Source organism: Sporosarcina luteola (genome assembly GCF_023715535.1).
Taxonomy (GTDB): Bacteria; Bacillota; Bacilli; order Bacillales_A; family Planococcaceae; genus Sporosarcina; species Sporosarcina luteola_B.
Window position 1 is genome coordinate 63419 of the sequence record NZ_JAMBOI010000005.1, and the last position, 26112, is coordinate 89530.

Consider the following 26112-nt stretch of genomic DNA (forward strand, 5'->3'; position numbering starts at 1 on the left):
GACCATGAATGAAAAGAAGTTCACCCTTGAGTTCATTGTCGAGCAAGATCGGATTTTGCTTCGGGAGTTCCTGCACGGAAGAGGAATCTCGAAACGGACATTAACGGCAGTCAAATATGATGGCGGACGGCTGCTCGTAAACGGATCGGAGCAGACGGTGAGGCATATGTTGAAGGAAGGGGATTCCGTAACGGTTGAATTCCCTCCGGAAGAACCGAGCGTCGGTCTTGTTCCCGAAACTGGCAGTCTGGTAATTGTTTATGAAGATGAAGCGATTCTAATCATCGATAAACCAGCTGGCCAAGGGACAATCCCGTCACGCGATCAGCCGAACGGGACGGTCGCCAATTTCGTTGCTGGAAAGTTCGAAGCCGAGCATGTCCCGTCGACCGTTCATGTCGTGACAAGGTTGGATACCGATACGTCGGGCCTCGTTTGCTTGGCGAAGAACCGGCATATCCATCATCTGCTCAGTGAACAGATGCAGAAGATCGGTTTTGAGCGCAGTTATATTGCGTTCGTGGAAGGGTATGTAAAGAAGGATGCCTTCATCATTGAACAGCCGCTCGGACGGAAAGATGGCAGCATCATTGAAAGGACGGTCCGGCAAGATGGCCAATATGCGAGGACCGATGTCCAGGTGCTCGGCCGCTTTGAACTGGATGGCGTTCAGCTCACGTCCGTATCTTTGAAGCTGCATACAGGGCGGACCCATCAAATACGTGTCCATTTGCAATGGCTCGGCCACCCGCTTACAGGCGATGACTTATATGGGGGGAGCCGTGGGTTGCTTGGAAGACAGGCATTGCATTGCGCTTGCATAGGCTTCCGACATCCGTTGACAAATGAGCCAATGACGTTCATGAGCGAATTGCCTGCGGACTTGAAACAATTGAAGACCGGTTCGGATCAATCAAAATAAGTGAATTTCTCTGGAATGAACGGTTGCTTGGAAGGGACGGAGACGATCTCCATTTCCGGATAGCGGACAGCGGTCAGCTTGCCGCCGAACACGCATCCTGTATCGATATTGACGGTCCGGTTTACGAATCTTGCTTCCTTGACCGGCGTATGTCCGTAGACAATCCAGGCGTCCCCGGAATATTTTTTTGCCCAATCCCTTCTGACAGGTCTGCCGTCGGGTAGCGTTTCACCGGTCGTATCGCCGTAGAGGACGAACGACTGTATTTTATTTGAAAAAGGTTCTCCGATCATCTGTTCACGGATTCCGGCGTGTGCGATAATTAGTTTTCCGTTGTCCAGATTTTCATATAGCGGCAAAGCTTCATAGAATTGCCTGTACCGATCCAAGAAACGCATTTTTCCCTTTGGCTGCAGGGCATTCAATTCCGCCACTGTCGTTTCAAGTCCGTTTTTCTTTTGGACGTTGCTGCCTTTTGCGAGGCGGTAAAGTTTATTGCAATGGTTGCCGGGGGAATAGATGAGTTTATGATTGTCTTGCAGTTTGAACATGAACTCCAGCGTTTTCAACGATGACGGGCCCCGGTCCATCGCGTCGCCCACAAAAGCGAGCTGTCTTCCATCTTCATGGAGCGGCAATCCTGATGTAAGGGTATACCCGAGCTTATCGATGAGCGAAAGCAATTCGTCAAAGCATCCGTGTATGTCACCAATTATATCCAGTTTCATATCAATTCTCCTTTTAGTGATTGTTTTACTCATTATCATACCTATTGCAATGTATTCATGCATGTCGGAGTGGAAAGGAAGGTGCAGCCATGACTGTAAATGAAGAACTTCGTGATGAAAGTATTATCGACGAAGAAAAACTGATAAATTCATTGGAACAGCAAGATATTAAAACATTCCGTGATGAATATTTAATGCTTCACCCATATGACCGAGCTGTTTTCTATGAGAAGGTGGAGCCGGGTCATCGAAAGACGATGTATTTCTTCCTCTCACCGAAAGAGTTGGCGGAAATATTCGAGACAAGTGAGATCGATGAAGATGAATACAAGCAGTTCCTTCAGGAGATGGACACGACATATGCCGCCGAAATGATTTCCCAAATGTTCGTCGACAATGCGGTAGATGTCCTGAAAGAACTTGATAAGGCACAGATTGCCAGCTATTTGACGTTAATGAACAAAGAAGCGGCTGCACAGATCAAATCCCTCTTGCATTACGAAGAGTATACCGCCGGTTCGATCATGACGACGGAATACGTTTCGGTTCCGCAAAATTCGACGGTGCGCTCCGCAATGACAATCTTGCGAAATGAAGCTCCATCTGCCGAAACAATCTATTATGTTTTCGTAGTAGATGAAGATAACCGTCTGACTGGAGTCGTTTCACTTCGTGACCTGATCATTACGGATGAAGATACGTTAATCCAATCAATTATGAATGAACGTGTCGTCAGCGTCCTCGTCTCGGATGACCAGGAAGACGTTGCAAGGATGACCCAGGACTATAACTTGTTAGCGGTCCCAGTCGTCGATTTCCAGCAGCATATGCTGGGAATCATTACAGTCGATGACGTTATCGACGTTTTAGATGAAGAAGCATCCGATGACTATTCCAAACTTGCTGCCGTATCCAACATGGACTCTTTTGACAAAACTTCGTTTGAAGCAGCAAAGAAAAGAATCCCATGGCTGATCATCCTGTTAGTGCTAGGCATGCTGACGGCAAATCTAATCGACTTATTCACGGATACGATTTCGCAAGTCGCTCTACTGGCAGCATTTATCCCATTGATTGCCGGAACCGCCGGTAATAGCGGAACGCAAGCGCTTGCTGTAGCAGTTCGCGGTATCGCGACTCGTGATGTCGAGGATGAAAGCAAGTTCAAGTTGTTATTGCGGGAAGCAGGCACCGGCCTTATAACCGGGCTCGTTTGCGCGATTTTTGTCGTCGGCCTCATATTCATTTGGAAGCATGAATTCATCATCGCATTACTCGTCGGTGCGGCGATTTTCGTTTCCATCTTTGTCGCGACAATTTCGGGATCGTTCATTCCGTTGTTCATGCACCGGATGAAGATCGACCCGGCCGTAGCATCAGGCCCGTTCATCACGACGCTGAACGACGTCATCAGCATTATCATTTATCTTGGATTGGCGACAATGTTCATCAGCAGCCTGTAAAGTCGGGGAAGAGAACTTCATTCCCGATAGGCGCATATACTACGGACAAAAGGGGGAATCAACATTTCCTACAATGAACCGTTGATATTTGTGCAGGGGCCTCCCGTCTTTGTGAAGATGACCGTTTTAGAGGAAGAAAGCACCTCCGTCTTCAACCCGAACGATCTATCGGCGAGGGAGACGATCGACATCATGCCATCCGTTCAAACGGCAAGCCAAGTTGCCAACCCCGCCGTTATGAACAAGTTACGCTATTTGAGCGAACCGTTCCAGAAGCAGGCATATACACCTCTACAATTCAGAGTAGATGGGACTATCGTCAAAGGCGCAATTCACAAAGTAGAGGATAGTATTGTGTGGATCGAATCCGATGACATGATCACCGAAGTAGAAATAGCAAAGATAGAAGAAGTCTTATGGCGCGGGCAGCCATTTGACACGAGATCATGAAAACAAGGCGGACCGGAATATCGGTCCGCCTTGTTTTTATATGGCTGGAGATGATACATGGGCTCAGTTTTTCCATCAAGGGCTCCATTATTTGCATAAAAACGAAAAACTGCCAGGTCGGAGTTCGACCAGGCAGAGTCAGCATCACAGGTTATTCAATCAATCTTCGTCACAATCGATGAAAACGTCTTTTACGCATTGGATAGCACAGAAGCATTTTAGATCAACAGTTACGCAAGTGCCTGTCGCTTCGAAGTTTTCGACTTCGCAAATTGCGTCGAGATCCAGCTTGCCGCCTTTGAACAAGTCGACTTTTCTACCTCTGGCATCACGCGGTTCGAGGACTTGGATTGTTGCGCAGCAATTGTCGAATACGTTTTGAACTCTGAAGAAAATCGAGAAACATGTCGTACAGTCTCTTCGACCTTGTTCGGAGGTTGCGTTCTCACCATCTTCGAACCTTCTTCTTCTCTTGAACATTGCTTTGAATGGATTACCTTTTTCGTCCAATAGCATAAAGACGCGCGTATTGGCTCGTTGTCTAGCAGGGCTTACAAGGCTACCGAGCGGAGTCAGGAAACAATCAGTTCTGCAATCGTCACAATCAAGATCATCGCGAATATCCTGCACGCGCTTAATGGCACGAACAACCTCACAAATGCAATTATCTTGGCGCCGTACATCACTGACTTCTTCATTTCTTCCACATCCCATTCATTCCACCTCCTTTTCTCAACTCCCTATACCTTATGCACTTGAGTGCTCAGGTCTAGGGCAAACATCACGATTGAATAAAAAACTAGTGCGATCACCATACTGTTAAAAAAAGGGGATGGTGACGATTCGTCAAGTAATCATGATGCTTTGTGTACTTCTTCTACTGACCGGATGTATTCCGAATGACTTCAAATTCGAGAATCATACAGATGAAGACGCAAGCAAAGCGGAAGAGTTGTTGAAGAAGGATAATCGCATTAAAGGGGTTGCCGCCCTTTTCCATGACGATCACTTGCTCATTGGAATACGCGTGAAGACCTTTTCCAGGTTCAACAAAAGGGGAATTGCCCGGGAGATCGAAAAGAAATTAAAAGAAGAATATCCCGATCTTACGGTCTTCGTATCTGCGGATAGCAAGATTTTAACGGAAACGAATAAACTTATTTTAAAAGATGACGAAAAGGGATTGAAGAAGAAAATCCATCATTTGATATCACTAGCGGAGGAGGAGACATAATGGATAAAGAGAAATATGCAAAGCTGGAGCAAGAAATCTCGCCGAAAGCGCCGCTGCTTAAAAATGTCATTAAAGCATTTCTCGTTGGCGGAACCATTTGCCTTATCGCCCAGTTCATTGCACTTTTCTATATGACCTTCTTCGATTTTACAGAACGGACAGCGAGCAACCCGACGGTGGCAACGATGATTTTCATTTCCATGCTGTTAACCGGGTTTGGAGTATATAAGAAAATCGGACAGGCTGGCGGAGCGGGTGGGGCAGTCCCAATAACAGGCTTCGGCAATGCTGTCGTATCAGCGGCGATCGAACATAAGACAGAGGGATTCGTATTAGGAGTCGGCTCTAATATTTTCAAGCTGGCTGGGTCGGTTATCGTGTTTGGCGTTTTTTCAGCCTTCTTAGTCGCACTGATTAAGACCATATTGGTGAAGATGGGGGTCGTTTCATGGTAATGAAAGGCCTGTTGACATTTCCTTCGACTCCTTCCATAGTAGCGACGGGTGTGACAGCCGGACCGCTCGAAAAGAAAAGCGCTTTTCAGGCGGGATTCGACAAGACGTATGATGATGAACGGTGCGGCCTTAAGACGAATGAACAGGGCCATTCAAAACTGATGGAAGATGCGTGTATGATCGCGTTAAGCAAGATTGATAAGGTACCGTCGGATGCTGATTTTTTAGTAGCAGGGGATCTTGTCAATCAGATGACCCCATCGAGTTTCTTTGCAACGACTGTCGGGATACCGTATCTCGGTATGTTTTCAGCATGCGCAACATCGGTCTCTTCTTTGCTCACAGCAGCCCTTTTGACAGAGGCGGGAATGTCGAAATTGGCCATTGCCGGTTCATCGAGCCAGCATAATGCAGTCGAAAGGCAGTTCCGTTATCCAATTGAATATGGCGCACAAAAAGGCGCCGCAACCCAATGGACTGTTACGGCTGCAGGAGCGGCGGCCGTTGCGCCATACCAAAAAGGTCTTCCTTCCATAGAACGCGGGACGGTTGGAAGGGCGATTGATATGGGAATGTCTGATCCATTGAACATGGGAGCCGCAATGGCGCCGGCTGCCGCAGATACGCTGAAACGGCATTTGGAGGGCCATGGGGCTTCTGCAAGCGATTATGATTTGATCATGACCGGGGATTTGGCCACGGTCGGTTTTTCACTTTTTAAAGAGCTCGTGAAAAATCAAGGCATTACGGAGTTTGAAAATTTCAGCGACGCAGGTATGGAGTTTTACGGCAACAATCCGGATTTCAAAGCAGGCGCAAGCGGAGCGGGATGCTCAGCCGCCGTTTATTTTTCGGAAGTATATCAGAAAATGAAGGACAAGGAATATAAAAAAGTTCTGTTGATCGCGACAGGTGCGCTGCTTTCCCCATTGTCGTTCCAACAAGGCGAGACGATTCCGTGCATTGCGCACGCAGTCGAATTAACGATGAAATGAGTGGTCTGATTGTTTTCGATTTACATTACTTCCTTTATTGTCGGCGGGCTCATTTGTGTCATTGGCCAATTGTTGTTTGATGTGGCGAAGCTGACTCCCGCACATACGCTTTGCATTCTCGTCGTAACGGGTTCTGTGCTGGACGGATTGGGGCTATATGAACCGTTGATCGACTTTGCGGGCACCGGCGCCACAATTCCCATCACATCATTCGGCAACGCACTTACCCACGGAGCGTTGGCCGAGGCTGAAAAGCATGGCCTTATCGGTGTTTTGACGGGAATGTTTGAAGTGACGAGTTCGGGAATCAGTGCCGCTATCCTATTTGGCTTCATCGCTTCGTTTATTTTCAAACCAAAAGGATCCGTTTGAAAAAAACTGTGCAAACGCCCCCTTCTTCTCTCCGCTATCTGCATAGGATAGACGGAAGGGAAGGAGGGATTTTTATGTTCGGTGGATGCTATTCTGGTTGCGGCAACGTAGGAGGATATGGCGGCGGATATGGAAGAGGATCATATGGCGGTTCCACATTCGTTCTGATTGTTGTTCTCTTCATCTTGCTTATCATTGTTGGCAGCAGCTTTTGCTGAGGGGGAGGTTAGAGGATGAATGATTCGTTTTTCAAAAAGATAGAATCAAAGACCGGCGTTCCAATGGAAGAAGTATTTGCATTGGCAAATGCAATCCAATATGCCGATTTCAGTGATGAACGGCAAGTGCGGAAAATTGTAAGAAAGGTCGGGCGTCTTGCAAATAAGGAAGTCCCGCCGCATATGGAAGATGAACTAGTGAAATCAATCGTCAAAAATGGAAATTCCGTTAACTTGAGTGATATCCAGCGTATGATGGGGTGACTCCAACCTACATGTATCTCCTTATCCATTTGTCCTAGCGAAAGAAATACGTTTAACCTATGAAACCTCGGGGAAAATGGTAGAAATTAATCATTTCTCCGGGAATTGTTGATAAACATGTTTCATAAGCTATGAAGAAGGTAAAAGGGTAAGTGAGAATATAATGTATAGGGGTGTGGGAAAATGGGCTATATCCTACCAGTCCAACCGTTGCAAGCCGAAATATACGCAAATCGGATGAATGCAGCGCGCAACAATTTTGCGTATGTCGATCGGGTGGAAAAAGTGAACATGGATCCGGACTTGATGGATAAATTCGATGATTCACTCCGGCAGGAGCAGGAGCGGATCATGGAGGAAGGGGAGCCGGTAATCACCAAATCCCGCCCTCCATACTTGAAGGGGTTCATCTATCCGAATCCTGCCAACCTATCGCCTGAAATTGCGCATCTCGTAGGTAAAGGACTCGCAGTGAACGAATATGCGTAATTGGATGAAGCAATGAATTGGCGATCCGAAAAAAGAGCAGACCTGCAACCGGCAACCGGTTTGCGGATCTGCTCTTTTTCAATTGACTTCCTTACCTGTTAAGTAGTGATTTCCTTTTCCATTGCCCGGTGCGGAATATCCGCATCCATGAACTCGGGTGACGTGACCGTATACCCGAGTTTTTCATAGAAAGGCACGGCATAGGATTGCGCGTTCAAAATGATTTTCGTCATTTCGGCGGACTTGGCATAATTCTCAAGTTTATGCATAATCAAATTCCCGAGATGCTTACCGCGCATTTCTTTTAGCACACATACCCGCTCGACTTTACCGATTCCGGGACCGATTTCACGGATGCGCCCTGCTCCGATCGGCTGCCGTTCATCATAGACGATGAAATGGGAGGCGGTATTATCGAACTCATCGATTTCAAGACTCAATGGTACCCCTTGTTCTTCCACAAAGACTTTTTTTCGCACATCATACGCATCTGCCCGTTCTTGCTCGGAACTGGCAATCTTCACTTCAATCAATCTTCAGATTTCCTCGCCGAGGCGGAAGGTTTCATAAACTGTCCACGATCCGTCCTCAAGTTGATAGAGAAGGTGGATGCGATCGATGATTTCGGTATGATCGACGCCGAACATCTTAATTTGACCGATAATATCGTCATGCTCACCTGAACCTAGTTTTTGGGCGATTGTAATATGCGGGACGAATGAATATTCAGGTTTTTCACCGAAAAAATCTTCATTCAAATCTTTATGGAGTGATAGAATTTCGTCATTCGGTGTCACCTTGAAGAAAATCGTATTAGTGATAGGTGCAAACGTGCTCACCTTTTCCACTTTCAACTCGAAAGGTTTATGTTTGCGGACAACCTTATGGATGGCTTCCGCAACTTGCTCGATTTCCTTATCGTCTGCTTCAAATACACCTTTGACGGTCATGTGAGGCGTGATAAGCGCATAATGTGGATCATAACGTTTCCTGTACCCATTTGCCAAATCTTGGAGTTTCTTTGAAGGGAAAGCTACAACGCCATATTTCATAATAAAAGACCTCCTCATAAAAAGTTTATATACAACTTAAAATAATTATAGCAGAATCATCCACTCTTTGTACTGTTTGGCATTAATCATATTGAAAGGATTCCTTAATAGCCCTTCGAACGTCCTGTTGCCAATACTTCCATGTATGGTTCCCGTCAAATTCTTCATAGAAGTATGAAAACCCTCTTCTGTTGATCAACTTATTCAATTCTCTATTCGGTGTGAGGAAATCCTGTGTGCCATCCTGAGTCGTTTTTACTTCAGTTTCCTCTTTGCCGATGACATGGTAAATTGAAAAAGAGGAAGGATCTTTCAAGGCTTCAACCTTCTCCATCACATACTCATCGACATAAGGAGAATGAAGAATCACCTTGCCAAAGCAGTTTGGATATTTCAAAGCGGTCAATAGCGAAATCGTCGCCGCCAACGAATCTCCGATTAACCCCCTGCCGGCGCCGACTTGGTAAGTAGGGTAATTCTCATCGATGTAAGGAACTAGCTCATGCGCTAGGAAACGGATATAATCCTCATGCCGGTCGCCTTCCGGATGATACATTCTTCTGCGTTCCTCAACACTCTTATACGGTATGCCGATGACTATCATATTATTGATGTCGCCCTCGTAAACTAATTCGTCCACTACCCGGCCGATCCTTCCGTATTGAAAATAATCCTTCCCATCGGAAGCGATCAGAACTGAATATTTGTATAGTGGTGAATACTGATGTGGCAGGTGGATAAGAAGTTGCATATCCTCATCTAGCGCCTTGCTGTAAAATGTAATTTCTTCAATTTTTCCGTATTCCATCCGCAAGTCCTCCCAGTTGTATGATGTAAGAAGATTGTAACATAAGCGAATGTACAGGTATAATGCTTGAATAGACCTTACATGTGTAAAGGAACAGCAGCACGATTAAATAAACATCCTAAAGGCCGCCATCATATTATACGTGACGGGAGAGGGATAGAATGAGGAGGTAGTGATAAATGTTCACTGGGAAAAATATTGTCCATTCCGATGTCGTAACAAAAGCTACAAAAGAGGCATTAGTCCGAAGAGGCGTCACATTGGAGGACATCGCTAAAATCGTTTACGAAATGCAAGTCCCTTATAATGAAGGGCTGGACCTAGCCGAATGTGTAGATTCAGTCGAAAGAGTGTTGCGGAAGAGGGAACTTCAGCATGCGATCCTCGTTGGAATCGAATTGGATGAGCTTGCTGAACAAGGGAAGCTATCAGCGCCGCTCCAACAAATTGTCACATCTGACGAAGGACTGTTTGGTGTAGATGAAACAATCGCGTTAGGGGCTGTATTCACTTACGGGTCCATAGCCGTTACGACATTCGGTCATCTTGATAAAAATAAAATTGGCATCATTAATGAGCTGGATACGAAAAAAGGAAATGGAGTCCATACTTTTCTCGATGATCTTGTCGCCAGCGTCGCGTCATGTGCCGCTTCACGTCTTGCTCATCGGAAAAGGGATTTGGATGAAGCAGGCATGACTTATTTGGATGGACACCCGAAATATGATAAATGATTTTTTTAGTGGAATATGAACGTATTCCACTTTCTTTTTTTGTAATGAAATCGCTTGCAAGTTACTGAAAATTTTTAAGAAGGATTGACAAGCGAATGACCAGTCGTGGTAGAATAGGTGTTAAGTTGCAAAACTATTAGACAAAAGGGGAGAATGAAACTATGAATAAAAAGAGATTCCGTATACTTGCATTCATTTCGATGATTGCACTGCTTGTCCTTTCGGCGTGTAACTCGGGTGATTCCAGCAAGGGGTCCGATTCTGGCAAAACAAAAGAAGATTATGATTACCTAAGCGTTTTGACAGGTGGTACGCAAGGTACATATTACGCACTTGGCGGAGCACTTGCAGATATCATCTCTCAGGAAACTGGCGTTAAAACGACAGCTGAAGTTTCGCAGGCATCTGCAGCGAATATGACAGCATTGAAAGACGGCGGCGCTGAAATCGCTTTCGTACAAACGGATATCGCTTACTATGCATCAAAAGGTGAAATGATGTTTGATGGAGAAGTCATCGACAACGTTTCAGCAATCGGTGCTCTTTATCCTGAAACTGTTCAATTGGTAACGTTGGAAAAAAACGGCATTAAATCATTCGAAGACCTAAAAGGTAAAAAGGTTTCAGTTGGAGCACCTGGTTCCGGTACGTATGCGAACGCAGAGCAGCTTCTTGAAATCCACGGATTGTCAATGAAAGATATCCAGCCGCAAGACTTGGATTTCGGAGAATCCCAAGAGAGTTTGCAAGCTGGGCAAATCGATGCTGCATTCATCACTGCTGGTACGCCGACTGGTGCGGTTGAAGCATTGAACGCTTCCGCTCAAGTGTACATCGTACCTGTCACTGACGAAAAAGCTGACGAATTGATCTCTAAATACCAATACTATGCAAAAGAAGTCATTCCTGCTGGAACTTATGGAATTAAAGAAGATACGCCGACTGTATCTGTCGGGGCAATGTTGATCATCCAAAACGACGTGCCTGAAGATCTTGCTTACGAAATCACAAAAGCGATCTACGACAATGCATCAAAGCTTACGCATCCAAAAGGTGCATTGATCAAAGCGGAAACAGGTCTTGACGGTATCGGGATCCCTGTTCACCCAGGCGCTCAAAAATACTTTGACGAAAAGAAATAATTGAATACAAATCAATAGTAGAACGGGGCGGTGAAGCTTTATGCTTCAGCCGTCCCATTCTTCATTGCTACCGGAAAGGGAGAAAAGGATGAATAGGAAGAAAGTGATTCTCCCCATTCTGCTATGTGCATTATTGGTCGCCTTCGTCTCTCTATTCCTGCCGATACATAAGGTGTTCACCTTCACTGAATATCGTACTGATCATCCGCAAACCTATTATCTCAAGATGGGGGATGACCGGGAGTTTCAAATTCGATATGTACACTCCATTTTTCTGACTGATGTCATTGAGTCCTACCGGGTCACTGATCAGCACGCTATCCAATCATTGTCTATGCAATACGAGGATGTCGGGATCGGCTTGCCAGGGTATGCCGAAGAAGGAGAGTCATTGTCAGTCAAGGATGGAATGTATACGCTTACTTATGATGACAATATTATTCAATCATTTGTCCTCTTTGTCGGGGATGTCAATGCAGATTTAGCTTTCCGGTATAAAGGGCATGAAGTGAACTTGAAAAGCTATTTGACTAGAGGAAAATCGTACACATTTCGTGTGCAGCGCCAATCATTCTACCAATTGTTGAAAGGAGTAAATTTGAATGGCTAAAAATAAGAATCGGGAAGAAGCTCAGCAAGAGTCCCAACTTGATAACAATGAAATGCTTACAGAAGAACAGCAACTAGAAATCCTTCAGAAGTACGATCCCGAATCGAATACACGGAATGTGAAAGGGATTTTCAAAATCCTCGTCTTTGCAGGATTGCTTTCATTCTCTTTATTCCAACTTTACACATCGATCGGCACGCCGTTCACTGCGTATATTCAGCGTTCCATTCACTTAGGATTCGCTCTCTCGTTAATATTCCTGTTATTCCCGGCAATTAAAAAACCTGGCGTCAAGAGGGATAAAGTGCCTTTCTATGATGTCATTCTATCATTGCTTGCCATTGCTGTCGGTTTATACTGGCCGCTATTCTATGGTGATCTAGTCTTCCGTGTTGGAAGGGTATCAGACATAGATCTTATCATCGGAGTCATCGCGATTCTGTTGACATTGGAGGCAGCGAGACGTGCTGTCGGCTTGCCGATTACGATCATTTCGACTGTTTTCTTGATCTATGCTTTTTACGGCAGATATTTCCCGGGCTTCCTTGCCCATCGCGGTCAAGACTTGAAAAGCATTGTACAGCTTATGTTTTACACGACTGACGGAATTTTAGGAACGCCGATCAGTGTATCTGCAACGTTCATTTTCGTCTTCCTGTTATTCGGTGCATTCCTCGTGAAGACCGGTGTCGGGAACTACTTTAATGACTTGGCTGTCGTCCTCGCAGGCCGCTTGACAGGTGGACCCGCTAAGGTTGCGATTTTCTCAAGTGCGTTGCAAGGGACGATTTCCGGTAGCTCCGTAGCAAACGTTGTCGGGTCAGGATCCTACACGATTCCGATGATGAAAAAGCTCGGCTACCGTAAGGAATTTGCCGGCGGCGTTGAAGCTGCTGCCTCTACAGGCGGGCAAATCATGCCACCGATCATGGGAGCTGCGGCTTTCCTGATGGTTGAATTCATTGGTGGCATCACGTACTGGGAAATTGCCAAAGCGGCTGCAATTCCGGCTTTGCTTTATTTCACAGGAATTTGGATCATGACCCATTTCGAGGCGAAGCGTGTCGGTCTGGAAGGCATGTCGCCTGACCAGATGCCAGATCGAAAGGCTACTCTTAAAAAGATCTACCTTCTCTTGCCGATTTTAGGGATCATCCTATTCCTACTGTTGGGGATTCCGACAATGAAGGCTGCATTATTGGGGATTGTCCTGACGTTAGTTGTCAGCTTTTTTGATAAATCTACGAGACTAGGATTCAAAGACATAATCATGGCGCTTGTTGACGGGGCTCGTACTGCATTGGCAGTTGCTGCTGCGACAGCTTGTGCAGGTATCATCGTCGGCGTCGTCGTGAAAACTGGATTGGGGCTTAGCCTTGCAAACGGTCTCGTTTCCGCTGCAGGCGGGAACATCCTATTAACGCTTATCTTCACGATGTTCGCAGCGCTAGTATTAGGAATGGGTTCACCGACAACGGCGAACTATGTCATCACTTCGACAATTGCTGCTCCGGCTATCATTCTATTGCTTATGGGCGGTGAAATGGGGGCAGGTACTACTGTTCCGGTTGTTGTCGCGATCTCTGCTCACTTGTTCGTATTCTATTTCGGAATCATCGCGGATATTACGCCGCCTGTTGCCCTTGCGGCATTTGCCGCATCAGGCATATCCGGCGGGGATCCGATCAAAACAGGTGTCGTCTCGGCAAAGCTTGCCATCGCGGCATTCATCATCCCGTATATGTTCGTCTTCAATCCGGCCATGCTCATGATCGATTCCAGTCTATTTGAAATCTTATGGGTCACCTTCTCCGCCATCGTCGGCATGATTGCGATCGGAGCGGGGATGATCGGCTATTGGTACCGGAAATGCAATTGGATTGAACGCATCCTTGCTGTCGTAACAGGCTTATTATTGATTTATCCTGAAACGATTACGGATATCATCGGGCTAGTCCTATTCGCCATCCAAGTGGCCATCCAATGGAAGACGAAAGATAACAAACCGAAAAGTAAAACAGCAGTCGCTTCATAATTAAAAGGCTGTCGCAGTTGTCAACTAGACAAATGCGACAGCCTTTTTGATTTTGGGGAAATTGATTTATTTGAAGGATGAATACTATTGAAATATTAAAATAATATGTCTATAGTAGAAGAGAACAACAAAAAATGGTAAAAGTATTATCCTGCTTTTAAAAGAATCTGAAAGGCGGAAGAATAGATGCTGAAATTATCAAATGTTTCAATTACATATAATGACAAAGCTGTTCTCGATAATCTGGATTTAACAGCGAATATAGGAGAAATCATCGGTGTGGCGGCTCCAAACGGTACTGGGAAATCGACAATGTTCAACGTCATGGCGAACTTTGTAAAACCCGACTCGGGTCATGTTTTATTTGACGGTAAATATGCATACCGAAATGAAAGAGAAGAGCTGTTGATCCATAAGCAGTTGTGTACGTTCCCTGAGCAAAAAGATCTCTTCGAGGAATTATCCGGAGTGGATCACTTGAAACTATATGCAAATATGTGGAAGGGAACGGCAAAGCATGTAACCGAAGTCATCGAGCGTCTCCATATGGGCAATTATGTGAAAAGGAAGGTCCGTACATATTCATTAGGGATGCGGCAGCGTCTGTGCTTTGCAATGATGGTGGCCGCAGATACACCCGTCATGCTAATGGACGAAGTGATGAATGGACTTGATGTGGATAATGTCGCTTTGCTTTCCGAATGTTTAATGGAAATGAAGAAGGATAAGCTCATTTTTGTTGCTTCTCACTTGCTCTCCAACCTGGATCTATATGCGGATCGAGTCCTTTTTTTGAAAGATGGAAAGTTTGTACATGAACATCGATTTACCGGTGAAAATGATGTTTTTCTTAAAATAGAGATAGCACCAGAACAATACGAGGCGCTGAAAGGAAAAGTGATGCTTCCACAAGGCTATATGTATATAGCGAAACATTTACTATGCATTCCTCTAAATGGAATGAGCGATTCCGAACAGACAAAGTGGATAGAACGAATGCTTGACTATAACGAAAAAGAATTGACGGTCGGTCCATTGGGGACGGTGGAATACTATGATAAGTACTATTCGAAGAATGCCTAATGTTATGGTGAATAAATGAAAAATCAATACTTTACGACCAAAAGGGGAAGCTTTGATGAATCGAAATTATTTGAAGCACGAATTTCTGATTACAGCAAGAAGCCGGCGCAACATTCCATTCATAGTATTCATCGGTGTATTGCTGCTGAGTTATTGTCTAATTCTGCTGCCGAACGAAGAAACAAAAGAATCGTTTACTCCTGAAGAGGTTAGGAATTATTTAACGGATCTCAAAGTTGAGCAGAAATTTAGGGAAGAGAAGGGCAATACCGGCATTGTCCACTTTACAGGTATGCCTGTCTATTCCATGAACGCATATTATTATAAACTGAATCAAGCTTTGCTGACGGCGTATGAGGACAAGAACTATCATCGATTTCTTTATTTACGAAACTTTTCACTACTAGGGAATGAATATGAATATACATCAGATGAAAAACTTTTCGCGCTATCCCCTTATCCAGGAAAGGATCGCTCCCATTTATATAAGCAAACGATGATGCGATTTGAGGATTATTTAACGAATGATTATCCAATTACATATGGTTTGATGTATGAAAAGACCGGGTTGCAAGCACTGCAAAAATTCCTGCAAACAAATGGCATCCTATTCCTCTTGTTTTGTGCAATCTTTTTCAGTAGTGATATGTTATCGAGGGATCGCAAAAATCGGTCAGTTCTGCAAGGAATCCCATTATCCTGGTATCGCCAATTGAACTTAAAATCACTTTCGGCTTTCTTCTATTCGTTGCTCATTAGTAGCGGAATTCTTGTTGTAGGGGTTGTCGTCATGAGCATGCAATTCGGTTTTGGCTATCTTAATTTACATGTGCCGATCATGATTGCACAACAGACCTTTACAATTGAGGATTATGATGTCATTTCAATTGCTGTCTTTTTAGGGAGAACATTGATAGTCGTTCCACTAGTAATCTTCCTCTTTATACGTTTGAACGCCATTTTGGGTCTTCTGTTTAAAAATGAATGGCTCGTTCTGCTAGTCAGCAGTTTACTTCTCTTCTCGGACCGCCTTTTCGTTTCTAGGACGACAAGGGAGATATTCGGAAAAGACATTAGCTTCTTTCCTCAAACGTATTTCGATTACGGGAAAATTGTAACCGGAGATAAGAACTTTCTATTGAACACAGAGACGATTACCTATATGAAAGGTATTTTCGTGTTGCTCATCACGATTGCCGTGATTGAACTCGTGCTTTTCATTCTTTCAAAGATCATTAACAAACGACGTTTCTATTTTGCATAAAAATAAGTAACGAGGAAGGACATAATTATGTTTTGGAAGTATTTATTATTTGAATCAAAACTATTGCTCCATAATCGAAAAAATTGGTTGCTTGGAATTGGCCTTATCCTGTTTTTCCCTTTGTACTATTCCCAATACAGCCAAATAGACATCAAAGACATGCAAAAGCTAAAAAACGAGGAAGCGCAGCATTTTCATACAGTGTTCAATGCGTTTCCTGAAGAACTGAGGGAAACGGTTGAGGGGGAAGCAATTTATTATAATTTGACCCAACAATCTTCAATGATCAATATGCAAAGGTTTTATTTGTGGAAAAAAGACGATTATGACAAGTATATTGAAGACGGCCTCAAGTTGAACGAATTACGTCTTGAATTACACGAGTTGGGGAATAAAGGAATCCATCCTAACTATGTCATACCAAAAGATGTCATTCAAAAAGAACTAGCGATATTACGCTATTACAAAATTCATAAATTGCCACTTGTTCCAAATCCCTTCGTAGCAAGCAATTACTTGCCGATTGCGTTGAACATGATCAGCGGGCTGCTATTTTGTCTATTTGTTTTAATCATCGGAAGCAGTATGTTGCTAAATGACCAGCAACATCGATCCGTTGTAGGCGGTTTCCCGATATCATTTATGCAAAAGGTAAGCGGCAAGGTAGCTATCCATTTGGTACAAGTACAGCTGTTCCTTGTACTTGGCGTACTCATCGGAGGCTATTATGTTGCTCAAAAAACAGAGTGGGGAAATTTCATGACGCCCGTTCTTATTTATCGAGAAATGGATTTTGTCGCTGTGTCGACATTCAGGTACGTAACTTACATGTTCATCGCATTTGCGTTGATTGCGTTGTTCCTTTTACTTGTATTTGTTCTCATTAATGTCGTGACGAAGAATTTATACGCGACAATTTTGTCGATGATTGTCATTTTACTGCTGCCTGACCTCATAAGTGTTGCAGGCTTGAAATTTAATTGGCTCTATCCATTGAAATTTCTTGATATCAGCTCCGTATTGAATGGAACCGCGGCTATGGAATTCGGTAATGATAAGTTGGACTTCAAACATTCGTATAGTTGGTTAGTTGGACTTAATCTATTAGCTGCAGCTGTTCTATACGGACGGAATAAGCTGCTATACATCCGAAGAGGGGAAGTCGCTTTAAAACCAAACTGATACGCTAGAGGTGTATGGGGCTTAACTGGAGAAAATAAGGAACGGTGGAGTATTATGAAAAACACTTTGCAGAAATGGTTTGAATGGACCGGCGGCAAAATGGGGTCATCTATTTTAATCACATCATGCCTGCTGCTACTGTCAGGCTGTCATCCTTTACAAAAATCGGAGTCTGATAAGCTCGGCCCTTATGAGAAGAATTTCGAAATTGTCGGTCCTGAAAAGGATGACCTGATTGGGAAGGTGAACCCCGCAATTTTCAAGACAGTGGATCGGAGCAATAAAACCGCTGAACAGGTTGACAGAGAAGTCTTTACGCAAGACGGAATCAAAGTCACGCTTCAGCCAGGGAGATATGCGATTTCAGGTTACCCTGCCGGAAACATTTTCATTTATGATGACGACGATGATCTTGTCATCCGCGAAATTGTAGGACATTCAGGAGGAGTCGGCAGTCTAACGGTCGATATTGAAAGTACGTACACTGTTTTTGCGGACGGCGGGTATGACCACGTCAGTTTCATACCGGTACAGACACAGCTGACTACCGATTTGAACGCAGGCATTTGGGACGTCGGATTGGATATTGAATCTGGTGACTATATATTCGGCAGTGAGTACGGAATGGGATATTTAGAAATTCACGAAAAGGGAAAAGATCCTGTCCTCTATGAAGTGATTGGAGGCAACGACACGGGCTCAAGAAGCCGTGTGAAGTTGACAGAGGGGCAAAAACTTAGGGTTACCGGAATTTCGCTGGTAAATTTTAAGCCGGTGAAAGAATAAATATTTAACATGATCCGCCGTTTTTCAGTAATAGGACCAAAGGGAGTGGTTGACGATGCAAACCGTAATTGACTTGAAGCGTGTTTTCTTCAAAAGAGGCAATAAGGAGATACTAACAAATATCGAGTGGACGATTGAAAAGGATGAGCACTGGGCAATTTTAGGGTTGAATGGATCCGGAAAGACATCACTTCTCAATATCATATCCGCGCATCAATTTCCTACTGACGGAGAAGTGCATGTACTTGGGAACCGATTTGGTGAAACGAATTTACCGGAACTGCGAAAAGAGATTGGCTATGTGAGCAGTTCATTGGAGAGATTCGCTCAAATGTTTCAGCATGAAACTGTCGAACGAGTCATTATTAGTGGAAAATTTGCGAGTTTCGGCCTTTATGAGCATCCATCTCCTGCTGATTGGGAACGAGCGGACGAGCTGTTGCATGATTTTCGATTATTTCACTTGAAAGGAAAACCCATTAACTTGCTTTCTGAAGGTGAGAAACGGCGGATTCTAATTGCCAGGGCGCTCATGAATAAACCCAAAATGCTCATTATGGATGAACCTTGTTCCGGTCTTGATATCTTATCAAGGGAGCAATTTTTACATACGTTAGAAGTAGTGACGAAAAACGATTGCCATCTTGTCTATGTGTCACACCATGTCGAGGAATTGATGGAAGACTTAACACATGTACTCCTTTTAAAAGAAGGAAGAATCGTGGCTTCCGGGAAGAAAGAGGATGTAATGACCAATGAATTGCTGACGGAAACGTATAATGTACCAGTAAAAATCCGGTGGGAGGATGGAAGGCCGTATCTTTCGATCAAAAGAAGTGCTGTTGTGCGGTAATGCACTCGTCATGACAGCTGGCGGTTACCAATTCAAGGATTTTGTGAAAATCGGCGTGCCATTGCAATTCATAATGCTCATTGTCATGATGATTGCAATTCCTGTTTTGTTCCCTTTCTAAATCATTATCAGTTTGCAAGAAAGCTTGTACATGGTAAACTGAATTGAAGGAATAGTGGAAAAGGGGTCGTGGCAATGGCAGTAGAGGTATATCTTAATTTCAATGGTAATTGCAGACAAGCGGTGGAATTTTACGCAGAGGTTTTCAATACGGAAATCACTCAAATCATGACATTCGGCGAAGCTCCTCAAAGCCCTGATTATCAGTTGCCTGAAGAAGCGAAGGATTTGGTCATGCATGCTCGGTTGAATATCGACGGTAACAGAGTCATGTTCTCCGATACATTTCCGGGTTCTCCTTTTGTCGAAGGTAATAATGTCAGTCTCGCTTTCGTAAACAAGGACATGGACCTTATCAAGAGTGTTTTCGATAAGTTGAAGCAAGGCGGAACAGTAAAGATGGATCTACAGGAGACGTTCTGGAGTAAAAGCTACGGCTCATTGAAAGACCGATTCGGCATCGAATGGCAGATCAGCCAAGAGGACTGAATAATGTAGTAAGCGGAACGGCGGGGGATGGATTCCCGCCGTTTTTCTGTTTTTTTACAAGGACCCATTCATCTCGCTCCAAGGTCCATTCTTCCCCCGTAATCCCGACAATGTTACAATAATGAAAGACAAGTGCCACTGCGAAAGGACGACATAACTTGAAAATCAAAGAAATTGAAATATATGCGATCCATTTACCATTACATGAACCATTCATCATCAGCTACGCGAGATACGATTATATGCCGTCAATCATTGTCAAAGTGACAACGGACACGGGGCATTTCGGATACGGGGAGGCGGTGGCGGACGAGCACGTCACCGGTGAAAGTTGGGAAAGTACATATGCTGTGCTGAAAAATACACTGGCGCCGAAGTTGATCGGCATGAATCCAGCTCAAATGGAAAAGGTCCACGAGGCCATGGACGCAGAAATTTACGGAGTGCCATCAGCGAAAGCCGCAATGGACATCGCTTGCTATGATGCCGTCGGAAAAGCATTGGGCGTTCCGGTCTATGATCTGTTGGGCGGGAGATACCACGATGAATTTCCAATCACTCACGTACTCAGCATCGGCACACCTGCACATATGGCGGACGAAGCGGAACAGCGCGTTACTGAAGGCTATCGTTCATTGAAAATGAAAGTCGGCACGAACGTATCAGAAGACGTGAAACGAATCCAGGCAGTCCGTGAACGGGTAGGGGAGTCAATAGCCATCCGCATCGATGTGAATCAAGGATGGGTGAACAGCTCGACGACATTGCAAGCGTTGAGAAAGCTCGAAGATTGCTCACTCGATTGGCTGGAGCAACCTGTGAAGGCGGATGACATCGATGCAATGGTAGAAATTAAATCGAAGACATCCGTGCCTGTCATGATTGACGAGGGGCTGCGCGGCATTCGTGAAATGAGGGAAATCATCGCGAAGCGAGCTGCGGATAAAGTTAACATCAAGCTGATGAAATGTGGCGGCATCTATCCGGCGATGAAGCTTGCCCATATGGCGGAAATGGCAGGAATCGAATGCCAAGTCGGCTCGATGGTCGAATCGTCTGTAGGTTCCGCGGCAGGATTCCACATTGCCTTCTCAAAAAAAATCATGACAAGCGTCGAATTGACGGGTCCATTGAAATTCAGCGAAGATATCGGAAACCTGAACTATGACGTTCCGTTCATCCGTCTGACGGAAAAAGCGGGACTTGGTATAGATGTGGACGAAGCCGTCATAACTAAATTGACTGTCTTCTCGGAGAAGGTGGTCGAATGAAAAAAGATTTGACACTGAGAACTGGTCAAGAAGTGACAATTCGAAGCCTGGTCCACAAAGACCTCGAAGCTATTATGGTATTGCAGGAAAAAGTAATTGCATCCTTGGAAGTCACTTCTTTTTTACAACCGTTATCAGAAGACGAATTCCTGGTCATCCTAAACGGCAACGGATCAATGATCGGAGTATTCCACAATGAGCGTCTCATCGCGTTCAGGGCGATGCTTGAACCGGAAATTGACGAGCACCATTTGGGGAAGGATGCAGGATTACCTGATTCCGAATTACCTTCTGTTCTATATTCTGAAGTGACAAATGTGGACCCCGAGTATAGGGGCAACAGCTTACAACAGATTCTCGGCGAACTACTCATGGAGAATGTGGACAAGGAACGTCATCGTTATGTATTTGCAACAGTTGCTCCGTTCAATATCGCAAGCCTAAAGGACAAATTCTCGTTAGGCATGCATATCATTTCATTGGAAAAGAAATATGGGAATCTTTTGCGCTACACGTTAATGAAAGATCTGCGTGAGAATAAAAAGCCAGGGTCGCTCATTGTCATGACAGAGATGTCAGATATTCTGAAGCAGCAATCCTTATTGAAAGACGGATGGATAGGCGTCGGCCTAGAAGAGGTCGATGGAACGTGGAAAGTGAAATTCCGACAGAATGAATAAATAGACGTGAACCGTACGAAGCGGAAAGCCGTTTCATACGGTTTTTTGGATTCTATCAACCTACACCTTTGCGGAGTGTGGATAGTAGTTTATAATGATGATGGGTTACGAATATAGGGGGATAAATATGAGATATTCAGTAAGAAAAAAGTTGTGGACAGGCTTCCTATCCTTATTACTCTTAATGATTATTGCAGGAGCCTTGAATTATTTAACGATTCCAGACATTAGTAAAGAGTATACGTCATTTATTAACGATCGGATGGAAAAAGTAATCCTGTTAGAACAGCTATCAACCAATCAAACTGAGCTATCTAATGATCTGCGCGGCTATTTATTATATAAAGAAACGAAGTATTTGAAGAATCGCATCGAATTGCTAGAATCAGTTGATGAAAAATTGAAGCAAATGGATTCCTCTTTTGAGTCCGATAAGAGCAGAGCCTTGCTTGAGGAGTTAAAAGAAGCATCAGAGCAATACAGAGTCTATTCTGAAGAAGCACTTGCAGCTTTCAATCAAGGAAAAGATGTGGAAGCGCTCGTTTTGGCCGAAAGAGCGGAGCCTTATCAAAGTCTTTTTATGATAAATGCGGAAAGATTGATCAACTACCAACGCGAGAAGATGCTCGAGGCTGAAGATAAGATTGCACAAAAGGTGAAATCGACCGGCATTTTCATTATAGGAGTTCTTGGCCTCATAACCATTCTGAGCATAATCATCTCTTATCTCATCAGCATCATCATTACTCGACCTGTCGGTAAAATGACAGAGGCATTGAAGCTGCTGGCACAAGGGAATTTTGCAGAAGAACCTTTGCTGATTAAAAATCGGGATGAAATCGGGGAAATGGCGACCGCTTTCAACGAAATGAAGGCTGATCTACGAACTATCATTATGAACACTAGAGATTCATCATACCATTTGGCGGCTCAAGCCGAACAGATGACGGCAAGTTCACAAGAAAGTCTCGCTGCTTCTGAAATGGTAGCTGAAATTGCAGAGAAGAATTTACTAGCAAGCGAAATGCAAGTGAACCTTGTCAATGATTCTGCGAGTGCTATGGGTGAAATGGCAAATGGCATCACTCAAATTACAAATGACAATGCCGCGATGCTCGCCTCTTCTGTTGAGGTTTCCCGACTTGTAAGAGAAGGTGCAAGTCTCATGAAAGATGTTACCGATCAAATGTCCAACATATCAACATCCATCCAGCAATCCTCGGAGATCATCACTGATCTGGCGGTCCGTTCGGAAAAGATCCGAAATGTGACAGAGCTTATAACGGGTATTGCCGAGCAGACGAATCTGTTGGCATTGAATGCAGCGATTGAAGCTGCACGCGCGGGAGAACAGGGCAAAGGCTTTGCTGTAGTGGCGAATGAAGTGCGGAACCTTGCTGAACAATCGAAGATTTCCGCGGCAGAAATCGGCCGAATGATCGATTCCATTATTCAAAACGTCACTTTGGCTGTTGACAGCACGGAAGCCGGCACCGATCGTGTGAAAGAAGGATTGGGCATCACTGAAAAGACCAATGAAGTATTCAATGAAATAGAATTGGCATCAAATGATGTTAGCAGCAAAGTCGGAACAGTTTCCGCCGCTATTGAACAGATCCGTACGATGAGCGAGCAAGTGACGGAAAGCTCTAAAAAAGTGCAAGAGCTTGCAATGCAAGCAGCAGCCGAAGCGCAATCGACAAGTGCATCGACGGAAGAACAATTGGCTTCCAACCAAGAAATCGCTTCAAGCGCGCAAACACTTTCCGAAGTAGCAGAAAAACTACAAAACGATATGGGACGTTTTACAGTCTGATGAAAGTCTCCACGCCAAACAAAAGGCGTGGGGATTTTTTAACCTCATTATAAGAATTCTGAATAAACGATATTGCCTAAAACATCCCGCAATGGTACAATCAATTTCTGTTTCAATGAAACCCCAACATCTCGCCCGAAAAGCAGGACGCAAAATACGCAAAACGGAGGACTGTCTATGCAGAAACATCCCGATTTTGAGTTTGAATTACAGCGCCTTGACTACACGAAGCACTACATGCAAAAGCTCCTGGAGGAATCGATGCGCGGCGTGCAATCCTCTCAAGCTGAAATTCGCCATGCGATGGCCGACTTGGACTATTTGGATTCGAGTTTGAGCTACATTAATATCCTAACGAATACCCGGTTTTTTGAAATGGCCCGCTCCCAAAAGGAAGGGCTTGAAGCGATTCAGCAGAAACCTTATTTCGCTCGTATCCATTTTAGGGCGGAAGGGGAGAAGGATGAATTCCTCTATATCGGCAAAACATCCGTCTTTCATCAGGAAACACAAGAACCGATCATCGTCGATTGGCGTTCGCCCGTCGCTAATGTTTACTATGATGGCAGACTGGGAGATTTGACGTATAAAGTGCGGGACGAAGAAATAAGCGGACATCTTTATTCGAAGCGGCAGTACAAAATCGAAGAAGGAGAATTGCTGGATGTCCTTGATATCGATTTAACGACGAATGATGAATTGCTCCAGGAAGCATTGTCGGGAAAAGCGGATGTCCGATTGACCGAAATAGTTTCGACAATCCAAGCGGAGCAAAACGAAATTATCCGCGCGAACCTGAAACAGCCAATCATCGTCCAAGGCGCTGCAGGCAGTGGAAAGACGACAATCGCCCTTCACCGGATCTCCTACTTCCTTTACACGATGGGCACCGATTTTCCATCGGAGAAACTAATGATTTTGGCGCCAAGCCGGCTGTTCATGGAATATATCGGTGACGTACTCCCTGAACTGGGTGTCGGACGTATTTGCCAAACAACTTTCGCCGAATACGTTCTGGACGCTACAGGCCTTAAGCTGAAACTGGCTGATCCGAATAAAAAGCTAGAGCTGTTGACAGCAGCTGATTTCGTGAATGAAGAACAGCTTTTCATTGCACGGATGAAAGGGACGCTCCGTTACCGTGAAATCATGCAAAGATATATGGACAAGCTGGAACAGGAAACTGCTGCCCTCTTTGAAGATGTCTATATTGAAAAATACCGGATCATCCGGGCTTCCCGCCTGAAGAAGCTGTTCCTGCAAGACTTCAACTATATGCCTCTCGAGAAAAGGATCGAACGTATCAAGCTCATTATGCAGACTGAAGTGAACGGGAAACGAAAACAACTCTATAAACTCTTATCCGACAAGTATGAAGAAGCGCTCGATAAAGCGCTGTACGGCATCCGTGATGATGAGAAGCGGAAAGCACGTATTACAAGGGTTATGGATGAACGTGACGAACGTCTTCCTTCTATTGAAAAGGAAGGGAAAAAGACGGTTTCTTCTTATATGAAGAGATTTAAGAAGTTCAACATAAAAAGCTTATACAGGGATTGGCTGACGAATCCGCAATTACATACTGAACTGGCATGCCACTGGTCCGATTCGGAAAGGGATGCTTTTTTTGACGCGCACACTAGTGATGCATGGGAGACAGAAGACTTGGCAGCCCTGTACTTCCTTCATGCCAAGCTGAAAGGCGTGGCGGATGAATGGAAAATGCGTGTCGTCTTCATCGATGAAGTGCAGGATTACAGCGAATTCCAACTTGCCGCACTGCAAGACGGACTGGAAACGGATATGTTTACGATGGTCGGGGACCTAGCTCAAGGAATTCACAGCTATCGGGCGTTGACGTCATGGGAACCCGTCCAGGAAATGTTCCCGCGTGCCACGTATACCACCTTGCAAAAAAGCTACCGGACGACAATCGAAATCATGCAACTTGCGAATAAAGTTCTTGCGCAGATGGATGAAAATCTACCACTTGTTGAACCGGTCGTCCGCCATGGCAGGGACCCGGAGTTTTATGATCTTTCCGCACTCAATGCCTACAAGGTGAATGAAATCTATGAAGCAATCCTCAGCAGGGGACACCGCTCAATTGCTTTGATTTGTAAAACGCGGAGAGAGTCCGAGAAAATCTTCAAGCAACTCGAAAAGTCAGGCATGCCTGTCCAATTGCTAGGCGAGAATTCCGACATCAACGGAGATTGCCTGCTAATCGTGCCAAGCCACTTATCTAAAGGACTTGAATTCGACGCGGTCATCATCGCGGCTTTCGAAGAACCTTTCAGAGATCATCCGATCGATCGAAAGCTGTTATATGTCGCAATGACAAGGCCGATGCATGAACTGCACTTGCTTTCCGGCACATTGATGCCTTTGATATCACCGAAAAACGCATAAACCGCTGGAAACACGCATAAATCGGATGAAAAGCCCATAAATGATCGCATAAACGCATAAAACCGTACAGGTACGCATAATTCATAATAAAAGCTCATAATCGATAAAACTTGCGCATAAACGTGTAAAAGGATTCTCCCTGAGAGAATCCTTACTAATTTATTCTGCAGAAACTTCCCAAATGA

30 protein-coding genes are annotated in these 26112 nt (G+C 44.6%); 25 read left to right on the forward strand and 5 right to left on the reverse strand.

Annotated features, from left to right (window positions below; genetic code table 11):
- Nucleotides 1-4 precede the first annotated feature (4 nt).
- Entirely contained in the window at nt 5-922 is a 918-nt protein-coding gene (locus M3191_RS11760; protein ID WP_251700575.1) for an RluA family pseudouridine synthase, read from the forward strand.
- On the opposite strand, the gene prpE is transcribed toward M3191_RS11760, so the two are convergent.
- Nucleotides 910-1650 carry a bis(5'-nucleosyl)-tetraphosphatase PrpE gene (prpE, locus tag M3191_RS11765; protein WP_251700576.1) on the reverse strand — a complete coding sequence of 247 codons (741 nt, stop codon included), beginning with the start codon at nt 1648-1650 and terminating at the stop codon, nt 910-912. The genes M3191_RS11760 and prpE overlap by 13 nt on opposite strands.
- 89 nt (nt 1651-1739) lie before the next feature.
- Between prpE and mgtE the strand changes: the two genes are divergently transcribed.
- Both mgtE and M3191_RS11775 read left to right on the forward strand, forming a co-directional pair.
- On the forward strand, nt 1740-3113 hold the full coding sequence (gene mgtE, locus M3191_RS11770; protein WP_251700577.1) for a magnesium transporter: 1374 nt from the start codon (nt 1740-1742) through the stop codon (nt 3111-3113).
- A gap of 111 nt (nt 3114-3224) precedes the next feature.
- On the forward strand, nt 3225-3563 hold the full coding sequence (locus M3191_RS11775; RefSeq protein ID WP_251700578.1) for a hypothetical protein: 339 nt from the start codon (nt 3225-3227) through the stop codon (nt 3561-3563).
- A gap of 159 nt (nt 3564-3722) precedes the next feature.
- Here M3191_RS11775 and M3191_RS11780 read toward each other — a convergent pair whose 3' ends face one another.
- A complete protein-coding gene (locus tag M3191_RS11780; protein ID WP_251700579.1) occupies nt 3723-4277 on the reverse strand; it encodes a CotY/CotZ family spore coat protein in 555 nt (184 codons plus the stop codon).
- 118 nt (nt 4278-4395) lie between these two features.
- Here M3191_RS11780 and M3191_RS11785 point away from each other — a divergent pair, with 118 nt between their 5' ends.
- The 7 genes from M3191_RS11785 (at nt 4396) to M3191_RS11815 (ending at nt 7590) form a co-directional block, all read left to right on the forward strand.
- Nucleotides 4396-4797, forward strand: coding sequence for a YhcN/YlaJ family sporulation lipoprotein (locus tag M3191_RS11785; RefSeq protein ID WP_251700580.1), 402 nt, complete (start codon nt 4396-4398; stop codon nt 4795-4797).
- Nucleotides 4797-5252 (forward strand): stage V sporulation protein AC, encoded by a 456-nt coding sequence (gene spoVAC / locus M3191_RS11790; protein WP_251700581.1) that lies wholly within the window; start codon nt 4797-4799, stop codon nt 5250-5252. Before M3191_RS11785 ends, spoVAC begins: the two co-directional genes overlap by 1 nt.
- Entirely contained in the window at nt 5246-6247 is a 1002-nt protein-coding gene (locus M3191_RS11795; protein WP_251700582.1) for a stage V sporulation protein AD, read from the forward strand. The genes spoVAC and M3191_RS11795 overlap by 7 nt, the downstream gene beginning before the upstream one ends.
- Nucleotides 6248-6256: 9 nt before the next feature.
- The gene (gene spoVAE / locus M3191_RS11800) at nt 6257-6619 is read left to right on the forward strand and encodes a stage V sporulation protein AE (RefSeq protein ID WP_251625320.1); all 363 of its coding nucleotides are present in this window, start codon (nt 6257-6259) and stop codon (nt 6617-6619) included.
- Nucleotides 6620-6693: 74 nt separating this feature from the next.
- On the forward strand, nt 6694-6837 hold the full coding sequence (locus M3191_RS11805; protein WP_251700583.1) for a YjcZ family sporulation protein: 144 nt from the start codon (nt 6694-6696) through the stop codon (nt 6835-6837).
- Nucleotides 6838-6852: 15 nt separating this feature from the next.
- Entirely contained in the window at nt 6853-7101 is a 249-nt protein-coding gene (locus tag M3191_RS11810) for a stage VI sporulation protein F (protein ID WP_251625316.1), read from the forward strand.
- Between the two features lie 183 nt (nt 7102-7284).
- The gene (locus M3191_RS11815; RefSeq protein WP_251700584.1) at nt 7285-7590 is read left to right on the forward strand and encodes a hypothetical protein; all 306 of its coding nucleotides are present in this window, start codon (nt 7285-7287) and stop codon (nt 7588-7590) included.
- Between the two features lie 98 nt (nt 7591-7688).
- Here the strand turns inward: M3191_RS11815 and M3191_RS11820 are convergent, their stop codons facing one another.
- The 3 genes from M3191_RS11820 to M3191_RS11830 form a co-directional block, all read right to left on the reverse strand.
- On the reverse strand, nt 7689-8123 hold the full coding sequence (locus M3191_RS11820) for a GNAT family N-acetyltransferase (protein ID WP_251700585.1): 435 nt from the start codon (nt 8121-8123) through the stop codon (nt 7689-7691).
- 3 nt (nt 8124-8126) lie between these two features.
- Nucleotides 8127-8642 carry a YjcG family protein gene (locus tag M3191_RS11825; protein ID WP_251700586.1) on the reverse strand — a complete coding sequence of 172 codons (516 nt, stop codon included), beginning with the start codon at nt 8640-8642 and terminating at the stop codon, nt 8127-8129.
- Between the two features lie 82 nt (nt 8643-8724).
- Nucleotides 8725-9450, reverse strand: coding sequence for an alpha/beta hydrolase (locus M3191_RS11830; protein ID WP_251700587.1), 726 nt, complete (start codon nt 9448-9450; stop codon nt 8725-8727).
- Between the two features lie 179 nt (nt 9451-9629).
- Between M3191_RS11830 and M3191_RS11835 the strand changes: the two genes are divergently transcribed.
- From M3191_RS11835 to helD, 15 genes are all read left to right on the forward strand, one after another.
- Nucleotides 9630-10184, forward strand: coding sequence for a phosphatidylglycerophosphatase A family protein (locus M3191_RS11835; RefSeq protein ID WP_251700588.1), 555 nt, complete (start codon nt 9630-9632; stop codon nt 10182-10184).
- Nucleotides 10185-10345: 161 nt separating this feature from the next.
- Nucleotides 10346-11326: a TAXI family TRAP transporter solute-binding subunit gene (locus M3191_RS11840; protein WP_251700589.1), complete on the forward strand. Its 981-nt coding sequence runs from the start codon at nt 10346-10348 to the stop codon at nt 11324-11326.
- An 88-nt stretch (nt 11327-11414) separates the two neighbouring features.
- Nucleotides 11415-11936, forward strand: coding sequence for a DUF1850 domain-containing protein (locus M3191_RS11845; RefSeq protein ID WP_251700590.1), 522 nt, complete (start codon nt 11415-11417; stop codon nt 11934-11936).
- Nucleotides 11929-13971: a TRAP transporter permease gene (locus M3191_RS11850; protein ID WP_251700591.1), complete on the forward strand. Its 2043-nt coding sequence runs from the start codon at nt 11929-11931 to the stop codon at nt 13969-13971. The genes M3191_RS11845 and M3191_RS11850 overlap by 8 nt, the downstream gene beginning before the upstream one ends.
- Before the next feature lie 186 nt (nt 13972-14157).
- Nucleotides 14158-15054, forward strand: coding sequence for an ATP-binding cassette domain-containing protein (locus tag M3191_RS11855; RefSeq protein WP_251700592.1), 897 nt, complete (start codon nt 14158-14160; stop codon nt 15052-15054).
- 55 nt (nt 15055-15109) lie between these two features.
- Complete coding sequence (locus tag M3191_RS11860; protein WP_251700593.1) at nt 15110-16318, forward strand: hypothetical protein; 1209 nt, start codon at nt 15110-15112, stop codon at nt 16316-16318.
- A gap of 27 nt (nt 16319-16345) precedes the next feature.
- On the forward strand, nt 16346-17500 hold the full coding sequence (locus tag M3191_RS11865) for a hypothetical protein (protein WP_251700594.1): 1155 nt from the start codon (nt 16346-16348) through the stop codon (nt 17498-17500).
- A 54-nt stretch (nt 17501-17554) separates the two neighbouring features.
- Nucleotides 17555-18286, forward strand: a complete 732-nt coding sequence (locus M3191_RS11870; RefSeq protein ID WP_251700595.1) for a hypothetical protein — start codon at nt 17555-17557, stop codon at nt 18284-18286.
- A gap of 55 nt (nt 18287-18341) precedes the next feature.
- The gene (locus M3191_RS11875) at nt 18342-19139 is read left to right on the forward strand and encodes an ABC transporter ATP-binding protein (protein WP_251700596.1); all 798 of its coding nucleotides are present in this window, start codon (nt 18342-18344) and stop codon (nt 19137-19139) included.
- On the forward strand, nt 19093-19260 hold the full coding sequence (locus M3191_RS11880; protein WP_251700706.1) for a hypothetical protein: 168 nt from the start codon (nt 19093-19095) through the stop codon (nt 19258-19260). Before M3191_RS11875 ends, M3191_RS11880 begins: the two co-directional genes overlap by 47 nt.
- Before the next feature lie 74 nt (nt 19261-19334).
- Nucleotides 19335-19748, forward strand: coding sequence for a VOC family protein (locus M3191_RS11885; protein WP_251700597.1), 414 nt, complete (start codon nt 19335-19337; stop codon nt 19746-19748).
- 158 nt (nt 19749-19906) lie between these two features.
- On the forward strand, nt 19907-21019 hold the full coding sequence (locus M3191_RS11890) for a mandelate racemase/muconate lactonizing enzyme family protein (RefSeq protein ID WP_251700598.1): 1113 nt from the start codon (nt 19907-19909) through the stop codon (nt 21017-21019).
- Nucleotides 21016-21699, forward strand: a complete 684-nt coding sequence (locus M3191_RS11895; RefSeq protein WP_251700599.1) for a hypothetical protein — start codon at nt 21016-21018, stop codon at nt 21697-21699. The genes M3191_RS11890 and M3191_RS11895 overlap by 4 nt, the downstream gene beginning before the upstream one ends.
- A gap of 127 nt (nt 21700-21826) precedes the next feature.
- The gene (locus M3191_RS11900) at nt 21827-23515 is read left to right on the forward strand and encodes a methyl-accepting chemotaxis protein (RefSeq protein WP_251700600.1); all 1689 of its coding nucleotides are present in this window, start codon (nt 21827-21829) and stop codon (nt 23513-23515) included.
- Nucleotides 23516-23692: 177 nt separating this feature from the next.
- Nucleotides 23693-25927, forward strand: coding sequence for an RNA polymerase recycling motor HelD (gene helD, locus M3191_RS11905; RefSeq protein WP_251700601.1), 2235 nt, complete (start codon nt 23693-23695; stop codon nt 25925-25927).
- Nucleotides 25928-26112 lie beyond the last annotated feature (185 nt).